Annotated in this window: 17 protein-coding genes; 9 read left to right on the top strand and 8 right to left on the bottom strand. The window is 65.9% G+C overall.

The annotated features are described in order from the left end of the window. Nucleotides 1–26 precede the first annotated feature (26 nt). Both ppk1 and AC1DX2_RS04585 read left to right on the top strand, forming a co-directional pair. Nucleotides 27–2,126, top strand: a complete 2,100-nt coding sequence (ppk1, locus tag AC1DX2_RS04590) for a polyphosphate kinase 1 (RefSeq protein ID WP_477195103.1) — start codon at nucleotides 27–29, stop codon at nucleotides 2,124–2,126. 9 nt (nucleotides 2,127–2,135) lie between these two features. After that, nucleotides 2,136–2,597: a SixA phosphatase family protein gene (locus AC1DX2_RS04585; RefSeq protein WP_477195102.1), complete on the top strand. Its 462-nt coding sequence runs from the start codon at nucleotides 2,136–2,138 to the stop codon at nucleotides 2,595–2,597. 127 nt (nucleotides 2,598–2,724) lie between these two features. Here AC1DX2_RS04585 and AC1DX2_RS04580 read toward each other — a convergent pair whose 3' ends face one another. The 3 genes from AC1DX2_RS04580 to AC1DX2_RS04570 form a co-directional block, all read right to left on the bottom strand. Beyond that, entirely contained in the window at nucleotides 2,725–3,159 is a 435-nt protein-coding gene (locus AC1DX2_RS04580; protein WP_477195101.1) for a hypothetical protein, read from the bottom strand. 124 nt (nucleotides 3,160–3,283) lie between these two features. Then, complete coding sequence (locus AC1DX2_RS04575) at nucleotides 3,284–4,783, bottom strand: Ppx/GppA phosphatase family protein (RefSeq protein WP_477195100.1); 1,500 nt, start codon at nucleotides 4,781–4,783, stop codon at nucleotides 3,284–3,286. 100 nt (nucleotides 4,784–4,883) lie between these two features. After that, a complete protein-coding gene (locus AC1DX2_RS04570; protein ID WP_477195099.1) occupies nucleotides 4,884–5,375 on the bottom strand; it encodes a fasciclin domain-containing protein in 492 nt (163 codons plus the stop codon). A 190-nt stretch (nucleotides 5,376–5,565) separates the two neighbouring features. On the opposite strand from AC1DX2_RS04570, the gene pstS reads away from it, so the two are divergent. From pstS to phoR, 7 genes are all read left to right on the top strand, one after another. Then, nucleotides 5,566–6,609 carry a phosphate ABC transporter substrate-binding protein PstS gene (pstS, locus tag AC1DX2_RS04565; RefSeq protein WP_477195098.1) on the top strand — a complete coding sequence of 348 codons (1,044 nt, stop codon included), beginning with the start codon at nucleotides 5,566–5,568 and terminating at the stop codon, nucleotides 6,607–6,609. A gap of 117 nt (nucleotides 6,610–6,726) precedes the next feature. Next, a complete protein-coding gene (gene pstC, locus AC1DX2_RS04560) occupies nucleotides 6,727–7,692 on the top strand; it encodes a phosphate ABC transporter permease subunit PstC (RefSeq protein ID WP_477195097.1) in 966 nt (321 codons plus the stop codon). Next, nucleotides 7,689–8,549 carry a phosphate ABC transporter permease PstA gene (gene pstA / locus AC1DX2_RS04555; RefSeq protein ID WP_477195096.1) on the top strand — a complete coding sequence of 287 codons (861 nt, stop codon included), beginning with the start codon at nucleotides 7,689–7,691 and terminating at the stop codon, nucleotides 8,547–8,549. The genes pstC and pstA overlap by 4 nt, the downstream gene beginning before the upstream one ends. A gap of 51 nt (nucleotides 8,550–8,600) precedes the next feature. Beyond that, on the top strand, nucleotides 8,601–9,380 hold the full coding sequence (gene pstB / locus AC1DX2_RS04550) for a phosphate ABC transporter ATP-binding protein PstB (RefSeq protein WP_477195095.1): 780 nt from the start codon (nucleotides 8,601–8,603) through the stop codon (nucleotides 9,378–9,380). Nucleotides 9,381–9,430: 50 nt separating this feature from the next. Beyond that, entirely contained in the window at nucleotides 9,431–10,132 is a 702-nt protein-coding gene (gene phoU, locus AC1DX2_RS04545; protein WP_477195094.1) for a phosphate signaling complex protein PhoU, read from the top strand. Further along, the gene (phoB, locus tag AC1DX2_RS04540) at nucleotides 10,129–10,890 is read left to right on the top strand and encodes a phosphate regulon transcriptional regulator PhoB (protein ID WP_477195093.1); all 762 of its coding nucleotides are present in this window, start codon (nucleotides 10,129–10,131) and stop codon (nucleotides 10,888–10,890) included. Before phoU ends, phoB begins: the two co-directional genes overlap by 4 nt. A 45-nt stretch (nucleotides 10,891–10,935) precedes the next feature. Continuing rightward, nucleotides 10,936–12,315 (top strand): phosphate regulon sensor histidine kinase PhoR, encoded by a 1,380-nt coding sequence (gene phoR / locus AC1DX2_RS04535; protein WP_477195092.1) that lies wholly within the window; start codon nucleotides 10,936–10,938, stop codon nucleotides 12,313–12,315. Here phoR and AC1DX2_RS04530 read toward each other — a convergent pair. From AC1DX2_RS04530 to AC1DX2_RS04510, 5 genes are all read right to left on the bottom strand, one after another. Then, nucleotides 12,302–13,999, bottom strand: a complete 1,698-nt coding sequence (locus tag AC1DX2_RS04530) for a hypothetical protein (protein ID WP_477195091.1) — start codon at nucleotides 13,997–13,999, stop codon at nucleotides 12,302–12,304. The genes phoR and AC1DX2_RS04530 overlap by 14 nt on opposite strands. Nucleotides 14,000–14,091: 92 nt before the next feature. After that, complete coding sequence (locus AC1DX2_RS04525; RefSeq protein ID WP_477195090.1) at nucleotides 14,092–14,349, bottom strand: type B 50S ribosomal protein L31; 258 nt, start codon at nucleotides 14,347–14,349, stop codon at nucleotides 14,092–14,094. A gap of 152 nt (nucleotides 14,350–14,501) precedes the next feature. Next, complete coding sequence (locus AC1DX2_RS04520) at nucleotides 14,502–17,963, bottom strand: tetratricopeptide repeat protein (protein ID WP_477195089.1); 3,462 nt, start codon at nucleotides 17,961–17,963, stop codon at nucleotides 14,502–14,504. Between the two features lie 239 nt (nucleotides 17,964–18,202). Beyond that, a complete protein-coding gene (rho, locus tag AC1DX2_RS04515; RefSeq protein ID WP_477195088.1) occupies nucleotides 18,203–19,465 on the bottom strand; it encodes a transcription termination factor Rho in 1,263 nt (420 codons plus the stop codon). A 244-nt stretch (nucleotides 19,466–19,709) separates the two neighbouring features. Continuing rightward, on the bottom strand, nucleotides 19,710–20,984 hold the full coding sequence (locus AC1DX2_RS04510) for a PKD domain-containing protein (protein WP_477195087.1): 1,275 nt from the start codon (nucleotides 20,982–20,984) through the stop codon (nucleotides 19,710–19,712). Between the last annotated feature and the right edge of the window lie 219 nt (nucleotides 20,985–21,203).

Genomic DNA, 21,203 nt, shown 5'->3' with positions numbered 1-21,203 from the left:
CACCGGTAATAAATGACAATGCACAGATGCAGGCCGACGAATCGCCATCACCTCCGACGCTGACCTCCGCCGACCTGGGGGCGGGCGTCACCCTGCTGGACCGTGACCACAGCATCCTGGCTTTCAACGAGCGGGTGTTCGACTGGGCCTGCCGGCGTGAGGTGCCGCTGCTGGAGCGCCTGCGCTTCCTGTGCATCGTCTCCAGCAACCTGGACGAATTTTTCGAGGTCCGCGCCGAACCCCATTTGACGGCCTGGCAGCGCAATGACCAGAAGGGCACTTATTCGGTCGAATCGCTGGAAAGGCTGGCCGCCAAGACGCGTGAGCTGGTGCAGCGCCAGTACGCGCTGTACAACGACGAGCTGATGCCGGCCTTCGCCGCCGAGGGCATACATATACTGTCGCACGGCGAACGCAACGCCGCGCAGCGCCAGTGGGTCAAGCAGTACTTCACCCAGGAGGTGCAGCCGCTGCTGATTCCGGTCGGGCTGGACCCGTCGCACCCGTTTCCGCAGGTGGCCAACAAGTCGCTGAACTTCATCGTGCGCCTGTCCGGGCGCGACGCCTTCGGCCGCGAGAACGAGATCGCCATCGTCAAGGTGCCACGCGTGCTACCGCGCCTGATCCGCATGCCGGCCAAGATTTCCGGCAAGCGGGTGCTGTTTGTGTCGCTGTCCAGCGTGATCCGCGCCCATCTGCATGACTTGTTTCCCGGCCGCGAGGTGGGCCAGTTCTCGCAGTTTCGCGTCACCCGCCACTCCGACATGGCAGTGGACGAGGACGACGTGCAAAACCTGCGCATGGCGCTGCGTCAGGGGCTGGAGCACCGGCACTACGGCGAGGCGGTGCGCCTGGAAGTGTCGGCCGGCTGCTCCGAACACCTGGCCAGTTTCCTGCTGAAGCAGTTCAAGCTGCCCGCCCTGGCGCTGTACCGCGTGCACGGCCCCGTCAACCTGGTGCGCCTGACGCAGCTGATCGACCTGGTCAACGAGCCGCGCCTGTGCTTTCCCGCCCACAAGCCCAGCTTTCCCAGCCAGATGCAGCCGGGGCACTCCATCTTCGAGCAGCTGCGCGCGCACGACATCATCATGCACCAGCCGTTTGAGAGCTTTGGCGGCGTGCTGGCCTTCCTGCGCGAGGCGGTGAACGACCCCCAGGTGCTGGCCATCAAGCAGACCATCTACCGCACCGGCAGCGATTCCCAGCTGATGGACCTGCTGCGCGAGGCGGTGCGCCGCGGCAAGGAAGTGACGGCGGTGGTGGAGCTGAAAGCGCGCTTTGACGAAGAGGCCAACATCAACTGGGCTGAGATGCTGGAGTCCATTGGCGCGCAGGTGCTGTATGGCGTGGTGGGCCTGAAAACGCACGCCAAGATGATGCTGGTGACGCGCCGCGAGGGCCGCCGACTGGTGCGCTACGGCCACCTGTCCACCGGCAACTACAACCTGCGCACGGCCAGCCTGTACACCGACATCAGCCACCTGACGGCCGACCCGGCGCTGACCAACGACATGGAGCACGTGTTTGTGCACCTGGCCAGCCAGACGCGGCTGCCCAAGCTGGCCCGCATGTGGCTGGCGCCATTTCACATGCAGCGCCGCTTGATCGAAAAGATTACCGAGCTGGCCGATGCCGCACAGGCCGGCCAGCGCACCCGGCTGGTGGCCAAGATGAACGCGCTGACCGACGAGGCCATCATCCGCGCGCTGATCCATGCCGGGCGCTGCGGCGTCAAGATCGACCTGATCGTGCGCGGCGGCTGCACGCTGCCGGCCCAGGTGCCGGGGCAGACCGACAACATCCGGGTGCGTTCGGTCATTGGTCGCTTCCTGGAGCACTCGCGGGTGTTCTACTTCCGCCGCGGTGAGGTGGAGGAGCTGTACCTGTCCAGCGCCGATTGGATGAACCGCAACATGATGCGCCGGGTCGAGCTGGTCTGGCCGGTCACCGACCCGGCCCAGCGCCAGCGCCTGGTGGACGAATGCCTGGTGGCCTACCTGCATGACGGCGTGGACGCCTGGGACCTGCAGCCCGATGGCACCTACACCCGCGTGAAACCAGCCCCCCATGCGCACGGTGCCCAGGCGGCGCTGGTGGCGCGCTATGCGGGCCGCGAGCGAAGCTGAGGAGTTCGCATGGACCTGATCCTGTGGCGCCATGCGGAAGCCCAAGAGCCGGCAGACGGCACCAACGACATGGACCGCCCATTGACCTCACGCGGCGAAAAGCAGGCCGCCCGCATGGCCAGCTGGCTGGACCGCCAGTTGCCCGAGGGCACCCGCATCTGGGTCAGCCCGGCGCGGCGCACCGAGCAGACCGCGCTGGCCCTGGCCCGCAAGTACAAGCTGCGGCCCGAGTTGGCGCCGGATTGCACGGTGGCGCAACTGCTGGAGGTGGCGGGATGGCCCCATGCCAAGTCCACCGTGCTGATCGTCGGCCACCAGCCGGTGCTGGGGCAGGCGATTGCGCAGTTGCTGGGCTTGAGCGACAGCGAATGCGCGGTGCGCAAGGGTGCTGTGTGGTGGCTGCGCAGCCGCGAACGCGATGCGCACGAGCAGACGGTGATTGTCAGCGTGCAGTCACCGGAAATACTCTAGACCTTGCGGGACAGACCAAAATTGCAAGGCAATTTTGCTCTGTCCTCAACACTTCGTAGCTGTCCGGCTGTTTCTTGCGAGACAGATCAACACTTCGTAGCTGTCCCACTGTTCCCTGCGGCCAGCCTCAGGCGCCGCCGGTGGGCCGCCCCGTCTTGATGGCCGGTACGGCAGTCAAGGCCTGGATGTAGGCCACATCGGACATGGCGGCCAGCGCCTTGATACCGGCGCGCAGCAGCTCGCTCTTTTTCACCGGGTGGCCCAGCTTGCCGGCGCGCGCCTTCAGCTCTTCCAGCACCCCGTATTCGGCCTTGGGGATGGTGAAGCTGTCACGCACCAGCTTGGGTTTCTTTTCCTTCGGGGTCTTGTCGACTTTGGGCGCTGCCTTCGGCTTGGCCGGCGCCTTGGCAGTGGCCTTGGCCGGCTTTGTGGCGGCCTTCTTTGCGGCAGGCTTCACCGCCGCCGGCTTGGGGGTCACCGGCTTCGTGGGCGCCGTGCTGGCCTTGGCCGGCTTGGCAGCCGGGGTCTTTTTGGCGGCGGTAGTCTTCTTCAAGGTTGCCATGAATCTGCTTTCCTGCGGTTAAACGGTATATACAGTTTATACCGTTTTAACGCAGCCGGCAAGCTGGTGCGCGCGCACAAAGTCACCGCTGGGCCGCCTCCAGGAGATTTGCGGCCCCGTGGGGCTAGCTATCCAGCTCCATCGGCCAGGGCGTCTTTTGCCAGGCCAGCACCTCTTCGCGCAGCAGGTGGGCCGACTGCGGGAAGGCCTCCATCCAGCCGGTGCGGCAGCTCAATGAGAAGCCGCCGCCCTTGGTGCGCTGCAAGCCCATGCCGGCAAGGTCGGGGTCGCGCCGGGCGTGGCAAAGCAGCACGCTCAAGCGCAGGCACAGCAGTTGCACCGCCAGCGCCGGGTCGGCCAGCTCGGCCTCCAGCTTGCGCAGCTTGCCGCGGTGGCCCAGCACCAGCAGGCTCAGGCGGTGCAGCTCGGCCTGGGTGAAGCCCATGGCGTCGGCGTTGTCCAGGATGTAGGCGCCGTGCTTGTGGTAGTCGCTGTGCGAGATCTGGGTGCCGATTTCGTGCACCTGGGCGGCCCAGGTCAGCATCACCGCGCTGTGGCGGGTCAGGTCCTGCACGTTGCGGGGCAGGCTGGGGTTGAGCCAGGCGAACAACTGCGTGGCCACCTGGCCCACGCGCGCGCCTTGCGCGGCGTCGGCCTCGAATTTGCGGGCCAGGCGCCGCATGGAGGTGCTGCGCACATCGGCCTGCCCCTGCGGGTCTTCCATCAGGTCGAAAATCAGGCCGTGGCGCAGGCCCCCGGCGGCGGCATGCATCTGCTCCACGTCCAGCAGGTCGAACACCGCGCGCAGCACGCTCAGGCCGCCGCCAATCACGGCGCGGCGGTCGTCCTTCATGCCGTCGATGCGCAGTTTGTCGGCGTTTTGTGCCCGCAGCAGCTTGTCCTGCAGCCAGTCCAGGCCTTCGCGCGTCACGGTGTGGGGCGCAAAGCCGGCCGCCGTCAGCACGTCGCCCACCGCGCCCACGGTGCCGGCCGAGCCGTAGGCCTGGTCCCAGGTGTCGCGCCGGTACAGGCTCAGCGCCTCATCCAGCACCGCCTTGGCGGCGATGGCCGCCATGTGGAAGGACTGCTCAGTGAACTGCCCATTGGGGAAGTAGCGGGTGGACCAGGCAATCGACCCCACCCGGTACGACTCCATCACCTTGGCCTGGAAGCCCTGGCCCAGGATCAGTTCTGTGGAGCGGCCGCCGATGTCCACCACCAGCCGGCGCTCGTCGGACTGCGGCAGCACATGGGCCACGCCCTGGTAGATCAGCCGGGCCTCTTCGCGGCCCGAAATGACGTCGATGTCAAAGCCCAGCGCCTCTTTGCCGCGCACCAGAAATTCCTCCCGGTTGCGCGCCTCACGCAGGGTCTGGGTGGCCACCGCGCGCACCTGGATGGCGTCGAAGCCGGCCAGGCGCTCGCCGAAACGCGACAGGCAGTCCCAGCCCCGCTGCATGGCCTCTGCAGTCAGGTTGCGGTTTTCGTCCAGCCCGTTGCCCTGGCGTATGGTTTCCTTCAGGTACTCGGTGCGCAGGAACTGACCGTGGTCCACCCGGCCGATTTCGAGGCGAAAGCTGTTGGAGCCTAGGTCCACAGCGGCCAGGCGGGTTCCGTTTTGCATCAGTTATTGTCGTTCATCCGGTCCATGCGGCCAGCATAGCACTGGCGCATGCCGGCTCGCCGGCCGGGGCCGGCAGCACCCAGCAGTACCCGGCAGTGGCTTACTTCTTGGGCGGCATCAGCACGCGGTCAATCACATGCACCACGCCGTTGCTGGCGACGATGTCCGGCGTCACGGTGGCGGCGTCTTCGATGGTGACGATGTTGCCGGCCTTGGCCAGCGCCAGGTTGTCGCCGCCCACCGACTTGATGGAGCTGTTCTTTACCTCGGCCGAGGTCAGCTTGGCTGGCAGCAGGTGGAAGTTCAGCACCGCCTTCAGGCGTTGCGGGTCCTTGGCCAGTTCGTCCACGGTCTTGGCCGGCACGGCCTTGAAAGCGTCGTTGGTGGGCGCGAACAGCGTGAACGGACCGGGGCCCTTCAGTGTGTCGGTCAGGCCGGCCTGAGTCACCAGGGCGTTGAGGGTGCTCAGATTGGGGTTTTTGGCGATGGTATCGGCCACCGTCACCGGGCCGGACATGGTGGCGCAGCCGGCCAAGCTGGCCACGCAGGCGGCGATCAGCAACAGGCGGCGGTTGATCAAACTGGTTTTCATCGGGACTCCGTATGGAAAAAGGCCAAGGGTAAGGATTGTTTGTGACGGTCAGGTGACATTTCGGCCAAGTTCTCGTGACAGAAAATCCAGCAAAATCATGACCTTACAAACGCCGTTTGTCACGTGCTTGTCACAAAAACTTCTTAAATTCAAGGCCATTGTTCTGACCAACCTAAACAAGGGGCTTTTGATGAAACTGTATTTCAAGCACGCCGTCGTGGGCCTGGCCGCCATGGCTGCTCTGGGCTTTGCCGCACAAGCCGGCGCCCAGGAGGTGACCGGTGCCGGCGCCTCCTTCCCCGCGCCTCTGTACGCCAAGTGGGCCGCCGACTACAACAAGGCCACCGGCGTGAAGATCAACTACCAGTCGGTCGGCTCCGGTGCCGGCATCAAGCAGATTGATGCCAAGACCGTGGATTTCGGCGCTTCCGACATGCCGCTGAAGGACGACGAACTGGCCAAGAAGAACCAGATGCAATTCCCCACCGTCATCGGTGGCGTGGTGCCGGTGGTCAACATCAAGGGCATCACCGCTGGCCAGCTGAAGCTGTCCGGCGCCGTGCTGGCCGACATCTACCTGGGCAAGATCACCAAGTGGAACGACCCCGCCGTCAAGGCGCTGAACCCCACGCTGGCGCTGCCCGATGACGCCATCGCCCCGGTGCGCCGCGCCGACGGCTCCGGCACCAGCTTCATCTTCACCAACTACCTGAGCAAGGTCAGCCCCGAGTGGAAGACCAAGGTCGGTGAGGGCACGGCCGTGAACTGGCCCGCCGGTGCTGGCGGCAAGGGCAACGAAGGCGTGGCCGCTTTCGTGGGCCGACTGCCCAACTCCATCGGCTACGTCGAGTACGCCTATGTGAAGCAGAACAAGATGGTCTATGCCCAGATGCAGAACGCCGCCGGCAACTTTGTCTCGCCCAACGACGACGCCTTCAAGGCCGCCGCCGCCGGTGCCGACTGGTCCAAGAGCTTCTACCAGATCCTGACGGCCCAGCCCGGCAAGGATTCCTGGCCTCTGACTGGCGCCACCTTCATCCTGATGCACAAGGCGCAAGACAAGCCCGCCCAAGCCACCGCGGTGCTGAAGTTCTTCGAATGGGCCTACAAGAGTGGCGACAAGACCGCCGACGAGCTGGACTACGTGCCCATGCCCGCCACGGTGAAGGTGGCCATCGAGAAGGCCTGGGGTGACATCAAGGACGCTTCCGGCAAGCCGGTCGCGTTCAAGTAATCCCGGGCAATTCCGCTTCACCTGAAGTCCCAACCCGCCGAGGTGGCCGCCGTGTCCTCTACACTCCCAGCGAGCAGTGCTCCTTTTCCCACCGACCAGCCCCTGGGACGCATCACCATGGCCAACCCGCCACCTTCCAAACGCGCGCGCTCCGGCCCCTTGCTGGACGTGTTGTTTGGTTGGGCGGCCAAGGGGGCGGCCTGGTTGACGCTGGGTTTGCTGGTGGCCATCCTGGGCTCGCTGGTGGTGGGGGCCTGGCCGGCGATCGAAAAGTACGGCCTGAGCTTCATGACCCGCAGCGTCTGGGACCCGGTGAAGGAAGACTTCGGCGGCCTGGTGATGATCTACGGCACGCTGGCCACGTCCTTCATCGCCCTGGTGATTGCGGTGCCGGTCAGCTTCGGCATCGCCCTGTTCCTGACGGAAATGTCGCCAGCCTGGCTGAAGCGCCCGCTGGGCACGGCCATTGAGCTGCTGGCGGCCATTCCCTCCATCGTCTACGGCATGTGGGGCCTGCTGGTGTTCGGCCCCATCCTGGCCACCTATGTGCAGACGCCGCTGCAAAAGCTGCTCAAGGGTGTTCCCGTGCTGGGGGACCTGGTCTCCGGCCCGCCGGTGGGCATCGGCATCCTGTCGGCCGGCATCATCCTGGCCATCATGATCATCCCGTTCATCGCCTCGGTGATGCGCGACGTCTTCGAAGTCACCCCGCCGCTGCTGAAGGAGTCCGCCTACGGGCTGGGCGCCACCACCTGGGAGGTGGTCAGCAAGGTGGTGCTGCCCTACACCAAGGCCGGCGTGGTGGGCGGCATCATGCTGGGCCTGGGCCGGGCTTTGGGCGAAACCATGGCGGTGACCTTCGTCATCGGCAACATGAACCAGCTCGATTCCGTCAGCTTCTTCCAGGCCGCCAACAGCATCACGTCGGCACTGGCTAACGAGTTTGCCGAGGCCGGCGAGGGCTTGCACCAGGCCTCGCTGATCTACCTGGGGCTGGTGCTGTTCTTCATCACCTTCGTCGTGCTGTCGTGCTCCAAGCTGCTGCTGGCCCGTCTGAAGAAATCCGAAGGGGCCAAATCGTGAGCATTTCCATCGATGCGGGCAAGCTGAACAAATTCAAGAGCCGCCAGCGCGTCAACGTCGTCGCGTTGGCGCTGTCGCTGGCCGCCATGGCGTTCGGTGTGTTCTGGCTGTTCTGGATCCTGTGGGAAACGCTGCGCCTGGGCCTGGCTGGCCTGACCTTCGCCACCTTCACGCAGATGACGCCCGCGCCCAACGAGGCCGGCGGCATCGCCAACGCCATCTACGGCTCCTTCCTGATGGTGCTGCTGGCCACCTTTGTTGGCACGCCCATAGGCATCATGGCCGGCATCTACCTGGCCGAGTACGACCCCAAGGGCTGGCTGGCCGCGGTGACCCGCTTCGTCAACGACATCCTGCTGTCGGCACCCAGCATCGTCATCGGCCTGTTCGTGTATGCGGTGGTGGTGGCGCGCTTCAAGTCTTTCTCCGGCTGGGCCGGGGTGATGGCGCTGGCGCTGATCGTCATCCCGGTGGTGATACGCACCACCGAGAACATGCTGCAGCTGGTGCCCCCGGGCCTGCGCGAAGCCGCCTACGCTTTGGGCGCGCCGAAGTGGAAGGTCATCATCAGCATCACGCTGAAGGCGGCCCGCGCCGGTGTGGTCACAGGCATCCTGCTGGCTGTCGCCCGCATATCCGGCGAAACCGCGCCGCTGCTGTTCACCGCCTTGAGCAACCAGTTCTGGACTTCCAGCCTGAGCGGCCCCATGGCCAGCCTGCCGGTGACCATCTTCAAATTCGCCATGAGCCCGTACGAGAACTGGCAGCAACTGGCCTGGGCCGGCGTGTTCCTGATCACCGTCACCGTGCTGGGCCTGAATATCCTGGCCCGGGTGCTGACGCGCGAAAAGCACTGACACCCCCTTGAACCGGCGTTCCAAGCAAGTAACCAACATCCAAAACACCTCATGGACACCAACACTTCCACGAACGGCGCCTCCAAGATTTCGGTGAAGAACCTGAACTTCTACTACGGCAAGTTCCACGCCTTGAAGGGCATCAACCTGGAAATCCCGCAGAGCAAGGTCACCGCTTTCATCGGCCCCTCGGGCTGCGGCAAGTCCACGCTGCTGCGCGTGTTCAACCGCATGTTCGAGCTCTACCCCGAGCAGCGTGCCGAAGGCCAGATCCTGCTGGACGGCGAGGACCTGTTGACCAGCAAGACCGACGTCGCACTGCTGCGCGCCAAGGTCGGCATGGTGTTCCAGAAGCCCACGCCGTTTCCCATGTCCATTTACGACAACATTGCCTTCGGCGTGAAGCTGTTCGAGAATCTGAATGCCACCGACATGGAAGAGCGGGTGGAGTGGGCGCTGCGCAAGGCCGCGCTGTGGGGCGAGGTGAAGGACAAGCTGCACCAGAGCGGCTCCAGCCTGTCGGGCGGCCAGCAGCAGCGCCTGTGTATTGCGCGCGGTATCGCCATCAAGCCCGAGGTGCTGCTGCTGGACGAGCCTTGCTCGGCGCTGGACCCGATCTCCACCGCCAAGGTGGAGGAACTGATCACGGAATTGAAGAACGAATACACGGTGGTCATCGTCACCCACAACATGCAGCAGGCGGCGCGTTGCAGCGACTACACCGCCTACATGTACCTGGGCGACCTGGTGGAATTCGGCGCCACGGAGCAGATGTTTTTCAAGCCCACGCGCAAGGAAACCGAGGACTACATCACCGGACGGTTCGGCTGAGGCGGCCCGGCCGCCACAGAGGTACCAGAGTCACGTAAAAAGGGATCGCCATGCCAGAAAAGCACTTGTCCACCCAGTTCGACAGCGAACTCAGCTCCGTCTCCTCCCGCGTGCTGGAGCTGGGTGGCCTGGTGGAGTCGCAAATCCGCAACGCCATCTACGCGCTGTCGCAGTTCAGCGCCGAGGCGGCTGACGAGGTCACCGCCACCGAGGCCAAGGTCAACAACATGGAGATCGAGATCGACCGCGAGCTGTCCTCCATCATCGCGCGGCGCCAGCCCACCGCGCGTGACCTGCGCCTGCTGATCGCCATCTCCAAGACCACCGCCAACCTGGAGCGCGTGGGCGACGAGGCCGAGAAGATCGCCCGCATGGTGCGCTCCATCATCAGCAGCGGGGCACCGCGCTCGCTGCCGTCGCTGGAGCTGCGCGTGGCCGCTGATTTGGCCTCCGGCCTGCTGCGCAAGGCGCTGGACGCCTTTGCCCGGCTGGACACGGCGGCGGCGGTGTCCATCCTGAAGGAGGACGACCAGATCGACAAGGAGTTCGACGGCTTCATGCGCAAGCTGGTCACCTACATGATGGAAGACCCGCGCATGATCTCGCCCAGCCTGGACCTGCTGTTCCTGGCCAAGGCGATAGAGCGCATCGGCGACCACGCCAAGAACATCGCCGAATTCATCATCTACGTGGTCAAGGGCGCGGATGTGCGCCACACGTCGATGGAACAGATTGAGTCGGTCGTCAAATGAAGAACATGCCTGGCGTCTTGATTGTTGAAGATGAACCGGCGATCGCCGAGCTGATCGCGGTCAACCTGCGCCACAACGGTTTCCGCCCCACCTGGGCCATGGACAGCACCAGTGCCCAGCGCGAGCTCGACGCGGTGCTGCCCGATGTCATCCTGCTGGACTGGATGCTGCCTGGCGAAAGCGGCCTGGCGCTGGCCAAACGCTGGCGTGCCGATGCCCGGACCAAGGCGGTGCCCATCATCATGCTGACCGCGCGCGGCGACGAGGCCGACCGCGTGGCCGGCCTGGACGCCGGTGCCGACGACTACATCGCCAAGCCGTTTTCCACCAAGGAGCTGCTGGCGCGCATCCGCGCGGTGCTGCGCCGCCGCTCGCCTGAGCAGGTGGGCGGCCCGGTGACCATAGGTCCGCTGTCGCTGGACTCGTCCACCCACCGCGTCAGTTTTCAGGACCAGCCGCTCAAGCTGGGGCCCACCGAATTCAAGCTGCTGCATTTCCTGATGAACCATGCCGAGCGCGTGCACAGCCGCTCGCAGCTGCTGGACAAGGTCTGGGGCGACCATGTGTTCATCGAGGAGCGCACGGTGGACGTGCACGTCAAGCGCCTGCGCGAGGCACTGGGCGGCGGCGGCGTGATGGTGGAAACCGTGCGCGGCGCCGGTTACCGGCTGACGGCGCAACCGGTGGCCGGCATGGCTGCTGCCACCCCAGCCGGCGCCAATGGTGCCAGCGGTGCCACGCAGACCCTGCATGCTTGAGCGCGCGCTGGCGCCGGCGGCTGCTTCGCGGTAACCTGCCCGTCCATGATCTGGCGTTTCGTCTCTTTCCTGTTTTGCCAGTTGTTGGGTGGGGCGGTGGGCTGGTGGCTGGACGGCGGCCAGGATGCGCACTGGATCACCCTGGCGGGCGCGGTGTGTGGCGGCATCGTCTGGTTCCTGATCGATCTGGCGCGCGGCGCGCGCCTGCTGCGCTGGCTGCGTGTGGGCAATTCATCCACCATGACGCTGTCCAGTGGCCTGTGGGGCGAGGTGATGGACCGCACGCGCCGCCAGTTGCGCGCGCGCGAGCAGAAGACGCGCGACAGCGACAGCCGGCTGCAGGACTTCCTGGCCGCCTTGCAGGCCTCGCCCAATGGCGTGGTGCTGCTGGATGCCGACGCCCGCATCGAATGGTTCAACCAGATGGCGGCCAACCACTTCGGCCTGGACGCCCAGCGAGACCATCTGCAGCATTTCGCGCACCTGGTGCGCGACCCTGGGTTTGCCACCTATTTCAACGCCAAGAACTATCTTGACGATGTGGTCATGCTGGGGCGCCAGAGCACCAACTCGCGGCCGGTGCGCCTGTCGGTGCAGTTGCATCCCTATGGCGAGGGGCGTAGCCTGCTGCTGTCGCGCGACATCACCGCGGTGGAGCAGGCCGAGGCCATGCGGCGCGATTTCGTCGCCAACGTGTCGCACGAAATCCGCACACCGCTGACGGTGATGAGCGGTTTTGTCGAAACCCTGCAGACGCTGCCACTGGACGAGCAGGAGCGCGAGCGCTACCTGGGCCTGATGGCGCAGCAGTCCGAGCGCATGCAGACGCTGGTCAGCGACCTGCTGATGCTGTCGCGCCTGGAGGGCAGCCCGCTGCCCAGCGACGGCGAATGGCTGGCCTTGTCGTCCCTGGCGCAGCAGGTGGAGCAGGAGGCGCGCTCGCTGGTGGCCGTGCTGCTGCACAGCGCCGGGCGCAAGCTGGAGCTGGACTTTGAGCCGGCGCCGGCCTTCGAACTGTCCGGCGCCCACAGCGAGTGGATCAGCGCCATGTCCAACCTGGTGGGAAATGCCATACGCTACACCCCCAGCGGCGGCCAGGTGCATGTGGGCTGGCAGTGGCTGGCCGATGGCCGGCTGGAGTTCCTGGTGCGCGACACCGGCCCCGGCATCGCGCCCGAACACATCCCGCGCCTGACGGAGCGTTTCTACCGCGTGGACCGCAGCCGCTCGCGCGACACCGGCGGCACCGGGCTGGGCTTGGCCATCGTCAAGCACGTGCTGCAGCGCCACGGCTCGGAATTGCGCATAGACAGCACGCCCGGCGTGGGCTCCACCTTCGCCATCACGTTTGCCCGCAACCGGCTGCGCGAGGCCCCGGCCAGCCTGCCCACGCCGGCAGCGGTGGCGGCGCTCAGCGACGCTTGAACAGCAGCACTTTTTCTTCGCGGTCCGACGGGTGGCCTATGCTGCCTCGCAGCACCCACTGGCCCATGTCGGTGGCCTTTTCCAGCGTCAGCAGGCCATCCTTGTCCACCAGCAGCCAGGGGCAGTTGGCCTGGCTGTTCAGCGGCTGCAGGCGCAGCCCGGCATGGAACTGGAAGGCGGCAATCTGGCTGCGGCCCAGCGCATGCTCTTGCGCGCAGGCCGGCGGCGTGTTGCCCCAGATGAAGCGCGCGGCGTTTACCATGGGCACGTAGCTGCGGGCATAGTCCACCGCTGGCAACAGCAGCGTGGTCAGCAGCAGCCAGGCGAGGGCGGCGCCACTGGCCGGCAGCACCAGGCTTTTCCAGATGGCGTGTCGATAGCGGCCCACGCGCCAACGCACCAGCCAGGCCCAGGCCCCTGTGGCCGCCAGTGCCACGCCAAAGGCGATCCATGAGAAGCTGGCCGTGAAGCCGGGCACCTGGCGTGCGATGTTGGCGGCCGGCGTGGCCGGCACACCGGTCTGCATGCCCACCCAGTGGACCCAGATCACCACCGCGCAGCCGGTAAAGAACAAAAGCGTGAACCAGTCCACCAACGCGGCCACGCTGCGCCCCAGCGTCGGCAGGGCAAAGGCCGCCAGCGCGGCAAAAGCCGGCAGGGCCAGCAGCAGCGCGCGGTCTTGTGCGGCGGTGGTGAAGGTGGTGGCCAGCGCCACGGCTGCAAACCAGATCGGCAGCGCCAGGTGGCGGCTGATGCTGCCGCTGGCAATCTGGCGCCGCCAGCGCCACAGCGTCCACAGCGCCAGTGGCCAGGCCGGCCAGGTGAACCACAGCAGCAGCCGGCCCCAGTTGCGCCATTCCACCCACGAAGCCTGCGGCAGGTCGATGCGCCATTGCCACAGGCCTAAGCCCGTGGCCAGCGCGGCGGCGCTGGCGGTCATGGCCAGCAGGCCCCAGCTCCAGGCGCTGCGGCGCGCCGGGTTGTCGCGCTCCTGCGGGTCCAACCGTTGCAGCAGCGCGCTGCCCAGGCCCAGCAGCATGGCCACGCTGGGCGCCCCTGACATGGCCAGCCCGGCCAGGCCCAGTGTGCCGGCCACTGCCGGGCCGAGGGTGCGGTAGGGCAGGGCGGCCACGGCATAAAACAGCATGGCGGCACAGCACAGCTGCACCTGTGCCGGCGTGGTCTCGTGCGACAACTGGGCCAGCCCCAGGCAGGCGATGAAGGCCAGCAGCCCGCCGTCGGCCACGGCACGCGCATAGTCGGCCGGCAGTGCCTCGCCGCCGAAGGCAAAGGCCACCGGCTGGGCACCGGGGCTGCGCGCCAGGAAGTAGGTGCCGTACCAGGTGGCCAGCAGGCTCACGCCCAGCAGCGCGATGAAGGGCAGGCGGGCGGCAAAGTCTGGCGCCAACCAACTCGGCGCCAGTTGAATGGCCCAGGCGCCCAGCCAGTAGGGCAGCAGGCCGTCCAGTTCTGCCGGCAGACCCATCAGGCGCGGCGACAGCCAACTGCTGTGGCCCAGGGCCAGCTCCAGCATGTAGCCGAAACTGGTCAGGTCGGCGCTCTTCCAGGGCATGCGGCCCACAAAGCCGGACAGCACGTAGGCGGCGCAAAACAGCAGCAGCGCCGGCCTGGGCAGGCGGCGCACCGCATCCTGGGCGACGATGGCTGGAGAAGGCTGGTTCACGCTAGCAGATCATGCAGCAAACAAAAAAGGCAGCACCTGTGGGGACTGCCTTTTTGTAGAAAACGTTCCGCATGGGAACGCTGGTTGCCAGCTTACTTGGCGGCGGGCTTGCCGAAGCGGTTGCGGAAGCGCTCGACGCGGCCACCCATGTTGTCCACCGACTTTTGCGTGCCGGTGTAGAACGGGTGCGATTCGCTGGAGGTGTCCAGCTTGAACAGCGGCAGTTCGCGGCCGTCTTCCATCTTGATCATTTCCTTGGCGTTGGCGCAGGAACGAGTCACGAACTTGAAGCCGTTGGACAGGTCCACGAAGCAAACGTCGCGGTAGTTGGGGTGAATGCCTTCTTTCATGGGTGCTCTCTATTCGATTGCGGGAGCCGCGTCGGACCATTCCGGCGTACTTTCCGCGAAAAACCACAGATTATACATAGAAATCAACAGCTTGGCGAGCGTCGCCAAGCCCTGGGCTGACCGGGCCGCCGGTTGCGGCGCCCCGGCTGCCCTCAGAACCGCCCGATGTAGCGCACCAGCAGGTGCGGGTCGGGCTGGATGGCGGCCTTCTTGTCGCTCAGCAGGTTGTCCAGCACGATCTGCACCGCAGAACGCTTGTCCACGGTTTCCCAATAGGCCGTCAGGCCGAAGGACCAGCCGGCCAGCAGCGGGTCGCGGTTCAGGTCGTCCTGGTAGCGCAGGCTGCGGTACAGCGCGCTGGCGCCCAGCACCCAGCGCTCGGGCAACGACCACTGGCTGCCCAGCAGCAGGTAGTGGCGCGGCACATAGGGCACCATCAGGCCGGCCAAGCCGCCTTGTTGTTCGCTGTCGCGATACAGGTAGCGCGCCGTCACCAGCTGGTTGCTGCCGACCAGCATGCTGCCCGCCAGGCCCAGGGTGGACACATTGCCCTTGACGAAGCGGGGGATGTCGTCCAGGTCCTGCTTGGGCGAGAACACATCGGCCTTGTTGCGCAGGCTCTCCAGTTGCGTCAGCTGGAAGTCGTTGACCGTGGTGGGTTCACCGGCCAGGCCGTTGTCCACCACTTCGCGGTCCAGGTAGGCCTGGAAGAACATGTTGCGGCCGGATTCGCCGTCGTACTGCAGGCGGGCGCGCTGGTACAGGCCACCGGTGGCGGTCAACAGGTCGTTGACGGCGATGCCCAATGTATCGGGCGACGCCAGCGTGGCGGCCGATGCCGGCCGGCGCCATCTTTGCGCCACCAGCTTCAGGCTTTGCTCGGACCCCAGGCGCCACTCGTAGCCCAACCGGGGGTTGAGTTCGCTGGTGTCCTGTTTGCTGTTTTCGTTGAAGGTGGACAGCGGGATGACGTTGCCGGGCCGGACCAGGTCCAGGTTGCTGAGGTCACTGCGGCGCACGCTGTTTTTCTGGTAGAACAGGTCCAGCTGCAGCGTGTTGCCGCCCGGCACGCCATAACGCGCCGACACATAGGCGTCATGCTGGTCGATCGTGATGGGTTGCGAAATGGTCAGGCGCACCGGCGGGAACATCTGCACGATGGGCGCCGCGATGGTCTGGCGCGATGTTTCCAGGCCCCAGTTCCATTGCGTGGCTCCTTGGGTGAACGAGTGGCGGAACTGCACGTCCGTCTGCACCGCATCCACATGGAACTGGTCCAGGTTGCCGTTGGGCGAGATGTCGCGCGTTTGCAGCGCCCGGTTCAGGGTGTCGGCCAGTTCCTGGCTGAAGAAGGGGCCGGAGATGTCGCTGCGCTGGGTGCCGCGGCCCACCTTCAGCCATATCTGGTTGTCGTTGGCCAGCTTGAAGTTGCCGCCCAGGTCCAGCCGGCTCTGGTCTTGCACCATCGCCGTGTTGGTGAAGGCCTTGGTGCGCAGCGTGGCATCGACCTTGGAGTCGGTGGCAAAGGCGAACAGCGAGGTGTTGTAGTTGGGCTTCAGGCCCAGGCCCAGCGTGTAGTTGTGCAGGCGCGCGGTGGTGGCCGTGGCGCGGGCGTCGGCGTCGTCGACGTCGCCGCTGAGGAAATAGGAGAACGGCACGCCCTGCACCGACAGGCCGTTGACGGTGCCGGTCAGGTCGCGGTGGCGCCAGTCGTTGGACTCCAGCGTCAGGTCCACGCGGCCATAGTGCCCTGGCGTGGTGACCAGCGACGACGAGCGGTTGGAAGCGCCAAACACCGTCGGGTCGGCCAGGAAGCCGGCGAACAGCTCGGAATTCTTGTTGAACTTGCCGGTGTAGCGGTCGGCCAGGAACAGGTGGCTGCCGGCCCAGTAGGGCGTGTAGGCCTGCGCGGCGTAGTACGAGGCCCACTGCTCGGCGCCGAAATTGGCCAGCGCGCTGCCCAGGTTGGCGCTGCCCTTCTGGTCGTTGGCGATGGGGTTGAGCGACTTCAGGTAGCCCATGCGCGCCTGCGCCTGGCGGGCGGCGTCCACGGCTGCGCCCAGGTCCAGCGCGTCACCCTGCATCAGGCCCATCATCACGTAGGGCAGCGGGTCCTTGGGGTCTTGCTCGGCGGCTTTCTTCACGGTTTCCAGCGCGCGGCCGTAGTTGCCCAGCTGGTAGTAAGCCACCGCGGTGTACAGCTGGGCACGGGCGAAACGCGGCTCGATGACGCCGGCCTTCAGGAAGGACTCCAGCGCCTGCTGCGGTTGGCCGGCTTTCAGTTGCAGGATGCCCAGGCCGGTCCAGGCCAGGTAGTCGTCGGGCTGCTGCTTCAGCGCCTCGTCAAAGCTGGCGCGGGCTGCTGGCAGGTCGCTGGTCAGCGTCTGCAGCGTGGCCAGTTCGCCGTGGTAACCGGGGGCTTGCGGCGCCAGGGTGATGGCCTTGTCCAGCGCGGTCCGGGCCGGCACCACGTTTTCCTTTTCGTTCTCGATGCGGCCGATGCCGAACCAGGCCTCGTGGCTGTTGGCGTCCGTGGCCGCCACTTTGGTGAACAGGTCCAGCGCAGCCGGGCCGTCGCCTTGCAGGCGCGTCAGATCGGCCTGCGCCAGCAGCAGTTCGCGGTCGCCGGGGCGCTGCGCCAGGGCCGCGGCCAGCAGCTTGGTGGCCTCGTCCATGCGGCCGGCCACGGTCAGTGCGCGTGCCGTCAATGCGGTGGCGGTGGCGTTGCCGCCGCGGCTGGCCGGGGCCAGCAAGGCAATGGCGTCGTCCGACTGGCCCAGGAACAGGTACATGTCGGCCAGCAGCAGGGCCGCTTGCGGCGACGTGGCGGCTTGTGGCTTCAAGCTTGCCAGCGCGCTGGCATAGTCGCCGCCTTCGATGGCTTTCACAGCAGGGGCCAACTCGGCCGACGGATTGGGCACCCAGCGGCGCGGGGTGGGGCGGTAGGCGGTGACCCACTGCACGCGGTCTTTGGCGTTTGACAGCAGCACCTTCACCGGCGCCTGGCCGGCGCGCACCGTGGCCTGCTCATTGGGGGCCACCAGCACCTGGCCCAGCTCGTTGCCGACCTCCACCTCACCGCTGAACACGGCCACCTGCGTGGTGCCGGCATCGCCCACGCTGACCTCCCAGTCGGTGCCGCGAATGCCGATGGTGGATGTGGGGGTGGTGACCTGCAGGCGCCGACCGGGCTGGCTGTTGACCAGGCTGGTGGTGCGGCGGAACACGCCGGTGAAGAATTGCTTGGCCTGCGCCCACATGCGGCCCTGCTGCAACTCCAGTGCGGTGCCGCCCTCCTGGTTGCCGACGTTCTTCAGCTTGAACAAGCTTTGCTGGTTCAGCCGCACCTGGGTCTGGTCAGCGGCGACCAGGGCCATCTGGCTGGCCTCGCCGGTGCGCACGGCGTCGCCGGCGTTGAGCTTCTGGTTGACGGCGGCCTGGCGCCAATCGCCCTGGGCGTTTTGCTGCACCTCGACCTTGCCCACCACCATGACGATCTGGGCGTCCTCAGCGGCCCAGGTGGCCAGGCTGGCCAGGGACAGGGCCAGCACGAGCGGGGCGCGCGCAAGAGCGCGCGGCTGTCGGGTGCGAGAGGGTTGGCGAGCGTTGTTCATGGAGGCATCCTCTTGTTGTGCCCGGTTAGCCAATGGGGGTCTGGCCAGCCGGTGAGATGCCTGTATTGTGCTCTGTGCGCCGCAAGGCGGGAAGAGCGGGGTGGCGCCGCCGCGTCAGCCCCGTATTGCCTGCGTATCAGGCTTGTATCAGTGCCCCCACGTCCGGCACTGCGTGTCCGTCCTGTCCCCCAAGGGGGCCGCTTTTTGTCTAGGGGCGGCCCGTCGGCAAAAAAGAGCGATCAACCGCCGCGACGCATCATGTCGAAGAACTCGACATTGGTCTTGGTCGCCTTCATGTTCTTCAGCATCAGCTCCATGGACTCGATTTCGTCCATGTTGTACATGAATTGGCGCAGGATGCGGGTCTTTTGCAGGATTTCCGGCGCCAGCAGCAACTCTTCGCGGCGCGTGCCGCTGCGGTTCAGCTGGATGGAGGGGAACACGCGTTTTTCGTACAGGCGGCGGTCCAGGTGGATTTCGCTGTTGCCGGTGCCCTTGAATTCTTCAAAGATCACTTCGTCCATGCGGCTGCCGGTGTCGATCAGCGCGGTGGCGATGATGGTCAGCGAGCCGCCTTCTTCCACATTGCGGGCCGCGCCCAGGAAGCGCTTGGGGCGCTGCAGCGCGTTGGAATCGACACCACCGGTCAGCACCTTGCCCGAAGATGGCACGACGTTGTTGTAGGCGCGCGCCAGGCGGGTGATGGAGTCCAGCAGGATCACCACGTCCTTCTTCAGTTCGACCAGGCGCTTGGCGCGCTCGATCACCATTTCGGCCACGTGCACGTGGCGGGCGGCCGGCTCGTCGAAGGTGGAGGCAATCACCTCGCCCTTGACGCTGCGCTGCATTTCGGTCACTTCTTCGGGGCGCTCGTCCACCAGCAACACCATCATGTGGATGTCGGGGTAGTTGGCGGCGATGGCGTGGGCGATGTGCTGCATCATCACCGTCTTGCCGCTCTTGGGCGGCGCCACCAGCAGCGCGCGCTGGCCCTTGCCGATGGGGGCGATGATGTCGATGATGCGCCCGGTGATGTTTTCTTCACCCTTGATGTCGCGCTCCAGCTTCATCTGCTCCTTGGGGAACAAGGGCGTCAGGTTTTCGAACATCACCTTGTGCTTGTTCTCTTCCGGGCCGCCGCCGTTGACGCGGTCCAGCTTGTTCAGCGCGAAGTAGCGTTCGCCGTCCTTGGGCGTGCGCACTTCGCCTTCGATCATGTCGCCGGTGTGCAGGTTGAAGCGGCGCACCTGGCTGGGGCTGATGTAGATGTCGTCGGTGCTGGCGGTGTAGCTGGTGTCGGGGCTGCGCAGGAAGCCGAAGCCGTCGGGCAGGATTTCCAGCACGCCGTCGGCAATCACCTGTTCGCCGGCGCGGGCGCGCTTTTTGATGATGGCGAACATCAGCTCCTGCTTGCGCATGCGGCCGGTGTTTTCGATTTCAAGCTCTTCGGCCTGTTTCAGGACTTCGGACACGTGCAGTGCCTTGAGTTCGTTCAAATGCATGGAGTTGGGGCCCGAGGGGCAGGTTGACCGAAATGTCGGATAGGTTGGAAACGAATCGGGGGGAGGTCGTCGCAAGGGGCTTAACACCGGCCCTTCGCGCCAAATTCGAACCGGCTGCGCGGGTGCGGCCGGCGATCAGGGCTGATTATGACAGGAAATTGCAGGACCGGGGGCGCCCCGCAACACCGGGCTTTCCCGGCGTTGCGGCGTACCCCTGCGCCCGCAAGCCTGCCCGCGGCAGGGCTCAGCCGAATTGCAGCGCCGTGAAGGGCTTGCCGCGGTTGTTGGCGTCCACGTGCTGGGTGTAGACCTGCAACGTGAACGGCCGGTCCGGGTCGTAGTCGCCGTTCAGTGCATAGACCGCCGGCGCGGTGCAACTGTTGGCAAAGCTGGTGCCGGTGGTCAGCGCGATGGTCCGGCCGTCCTGGACGGCGAAGTAGCTGTCGGGCGACGCGCCCAGCGTGCCGGCGCAGGGGCCTTGCGCATCGCCGGCGCGCACGATCAGCTGCGTCTTGCCGCGCGCGTTCACCGCTTTCCAGGCCAATACACGGAAGTACTCACCTGACAGGCTGGGCCGCACGCCGCTGGCAAAGGCGGTCGGGTCGTTGGTGCCCTCCTTGGCGTCGGCGGGGATGGTCGTGGGCAGCGGGGCAGACCAGCCATTGCCGGCCGGGAAGCTGTCTTGCGGCCAGCCGCACAGGTTGCGCGTGGCGTCCACCGTGGCTGGCAGGCCAGCCAGGCGCACCAGGCCACCCTGGGTGGAGCCGAAGATGCCGCTGGCGGTGTAACGGAAGTCGGTGTTGACGAACAGCTTGCGCAGGAACTCCATGTTGGGTGCGGCCGGGTACAGCTTGCTGCCGTCCTTGAGCCAGGTTTCCGTCACCGCGCTGTTGGTGCCGATCTGGTAGGTGATGCGGCTGTCCAGGATGGGCGCGGTTGTTTGCAGGTAGTAGTTCTGCACGGCGTTGTTGGCGCACTCGATGACCAGCTGGTCCTGCCATGTCGGCAGGCTGGTCAATCGGATGGCGACAGCGCCGCTGGGCTGCAAAGCGGCGTCATAAGCCCAGTAGGACTGGCTGCGATCGGCGTCGCTGCGGGCGGTGCCGCCCACGCCCGGTTGCAGCGGGGCCACCACCTCGACGTTGATGTCGGCGTCGTCGCTGTAGTCCTTGCCGTCGCTGACATACAGCGTGAACTTGTAGGTCCCGGTGCGGGTGGGCTGAAACTGCGGCATGGCGGTGTTGCCGCCGCTGAACAGGGCGGTCTCGCCGGCCGGGGTGTCGTACAGGTTCCAGTGGTAGTACAGCGGGTCGTGGTCGGCATCAAAACTGGCGCTGCCGATGAGCCGGATCATCTGGCCCAGCGGGACCTGGGCGTCGTAGGCGCTGGCCACGGCCACCGGCGCGACGTTGTAGTCATAGCCGTCGTCATCGTCTTGCGTCCAGTCGTCTGACTCTTGCGCTCCGCCGCCGCATGCGGTCAGCAATGCGATCAACAACAGTGATACCAGGTATTTCATGGCCGTCTCCCTTCATTTGCCTTGCGTTGAGCATCCGGACAAGCCTGTTGTCCGGCCGGTTTGCCGGTTGGGTGCATGCACCGCACCGGCAAGTCCATTGCAAGTTCAGGCCATGGAGAGGGCGGGGATATTTGAAGAAGAAATGTAAAGAGGCATGCCGAATGCAACCGTCGCCGTGGACGAAACGCAGAGGCACGCGACGGATGACGGTTTCACACC

The organism is Hylemonella sp. P2_B10 (assembly GCF_056404875.1).
Note: the sequence above shows the minus strand (reverse complement) of the source record. Positions and strands in the feature narration are given on the sequence as shown.

Coding starts and splice junctions, on each gene's coding strand:
- AC1DX2_RS04570 (WP_477195099.1), bottom strand. CDS start 5,375: ATGAAAACCAGTTTGATCAACCGCCGCCTGTTGCTGATCGCCGCCTGC.
- AC1DX2_RS04580 (WP_477195101.1), bottom strand. CDS start 3,159: ATGGCAACCTTGAAGAAGACTACCGCCGCCAAAAAGACCCCGGCTGCC.
- AC1DX2_RS04520 (WP_477195089.1), bottom strand. CDS start 17,963: ATGAACAACGCTCGCCAACCCTCTCGCACCCGACAGCCGCGCGCTCTT.
- pstB (WP_477195095.1), top strand. CDS start 8,601: ATGGACACCAACACTTCCACGAACGGCGCCTCCAAGATTTCGGTGAAG.
- AC1DX2_RS04575 (WP_477195100.1), bottom strand. CDS start 4,783: ATGCAAAACGGAACCCGCCTGGCCGCTGTGGACCTAGGCTCCAACAGC.
- phoU (WP_477195094.1), top strand. CDS start 9,431: ATGCCAGAAAAGCACTTGTCCACCCAGTTCGACAGCGAACTCAGCTCC.
- ppk1 (WP_477195103.1), top strand. CDS start 27: ATGCAGGCCGACGAATCGCCATCACCTCCGACGCTGACCTCCGCCGAC.
- phoR (WP_477195092.1), top strand. CDS start 10,936: ATGATCTGGCGTTTCGTCTCTTTCCTGTTTTGCCAGTTGTTGGGTGGG.
- AC1DX2_RS04510 (WP_477195087.1), bottom strand. CDS start 20,984: ATGAAATACCTGGTATCACTGTTGTTGATCGCATTGCTGACCGCATGC.
- rho (WP_477195088.1), bottom strand. CDS start 19,465: ATGCATTTGAACGAACTCAAGGCACTGCACGTGTCCGAAGTCCTGAAA.
- AC1DX2_RS04525 (WP_477195090.1), bottom strand. CDS start 14,349: ATGAAAGAAGGCATTCACCCCAACTACCGCGACGTTTGCTTCGTGGAC.
- pstC (WP_477195097.1), top strand. CDS start 6,727: ATGGCCAACCCGCCACCTTCCAAACGCGCGCGCTCCGGCCCCTTGCTG.
- AC1DX2_RS04585 (WP_477195102.1), top strand. CDS start 2,136: ATGGACCTGATCCTGTGGCGCCATGCGGAAGCCCAAGAGCCGGCAGAC.
- pstS (WP_477195098.1), top strand. CDS start 5,566: ATGAAACTGTATTTCAAGCACGCCGTCGTGGGCCTGGCCGCCATGGCT.
- phoB (WP_477195093.1), top strand. CDS start 10,129: ATGAAGAACATGCCTGGCGTCTTGATTGTTGAAGATGAACCGGCGATC.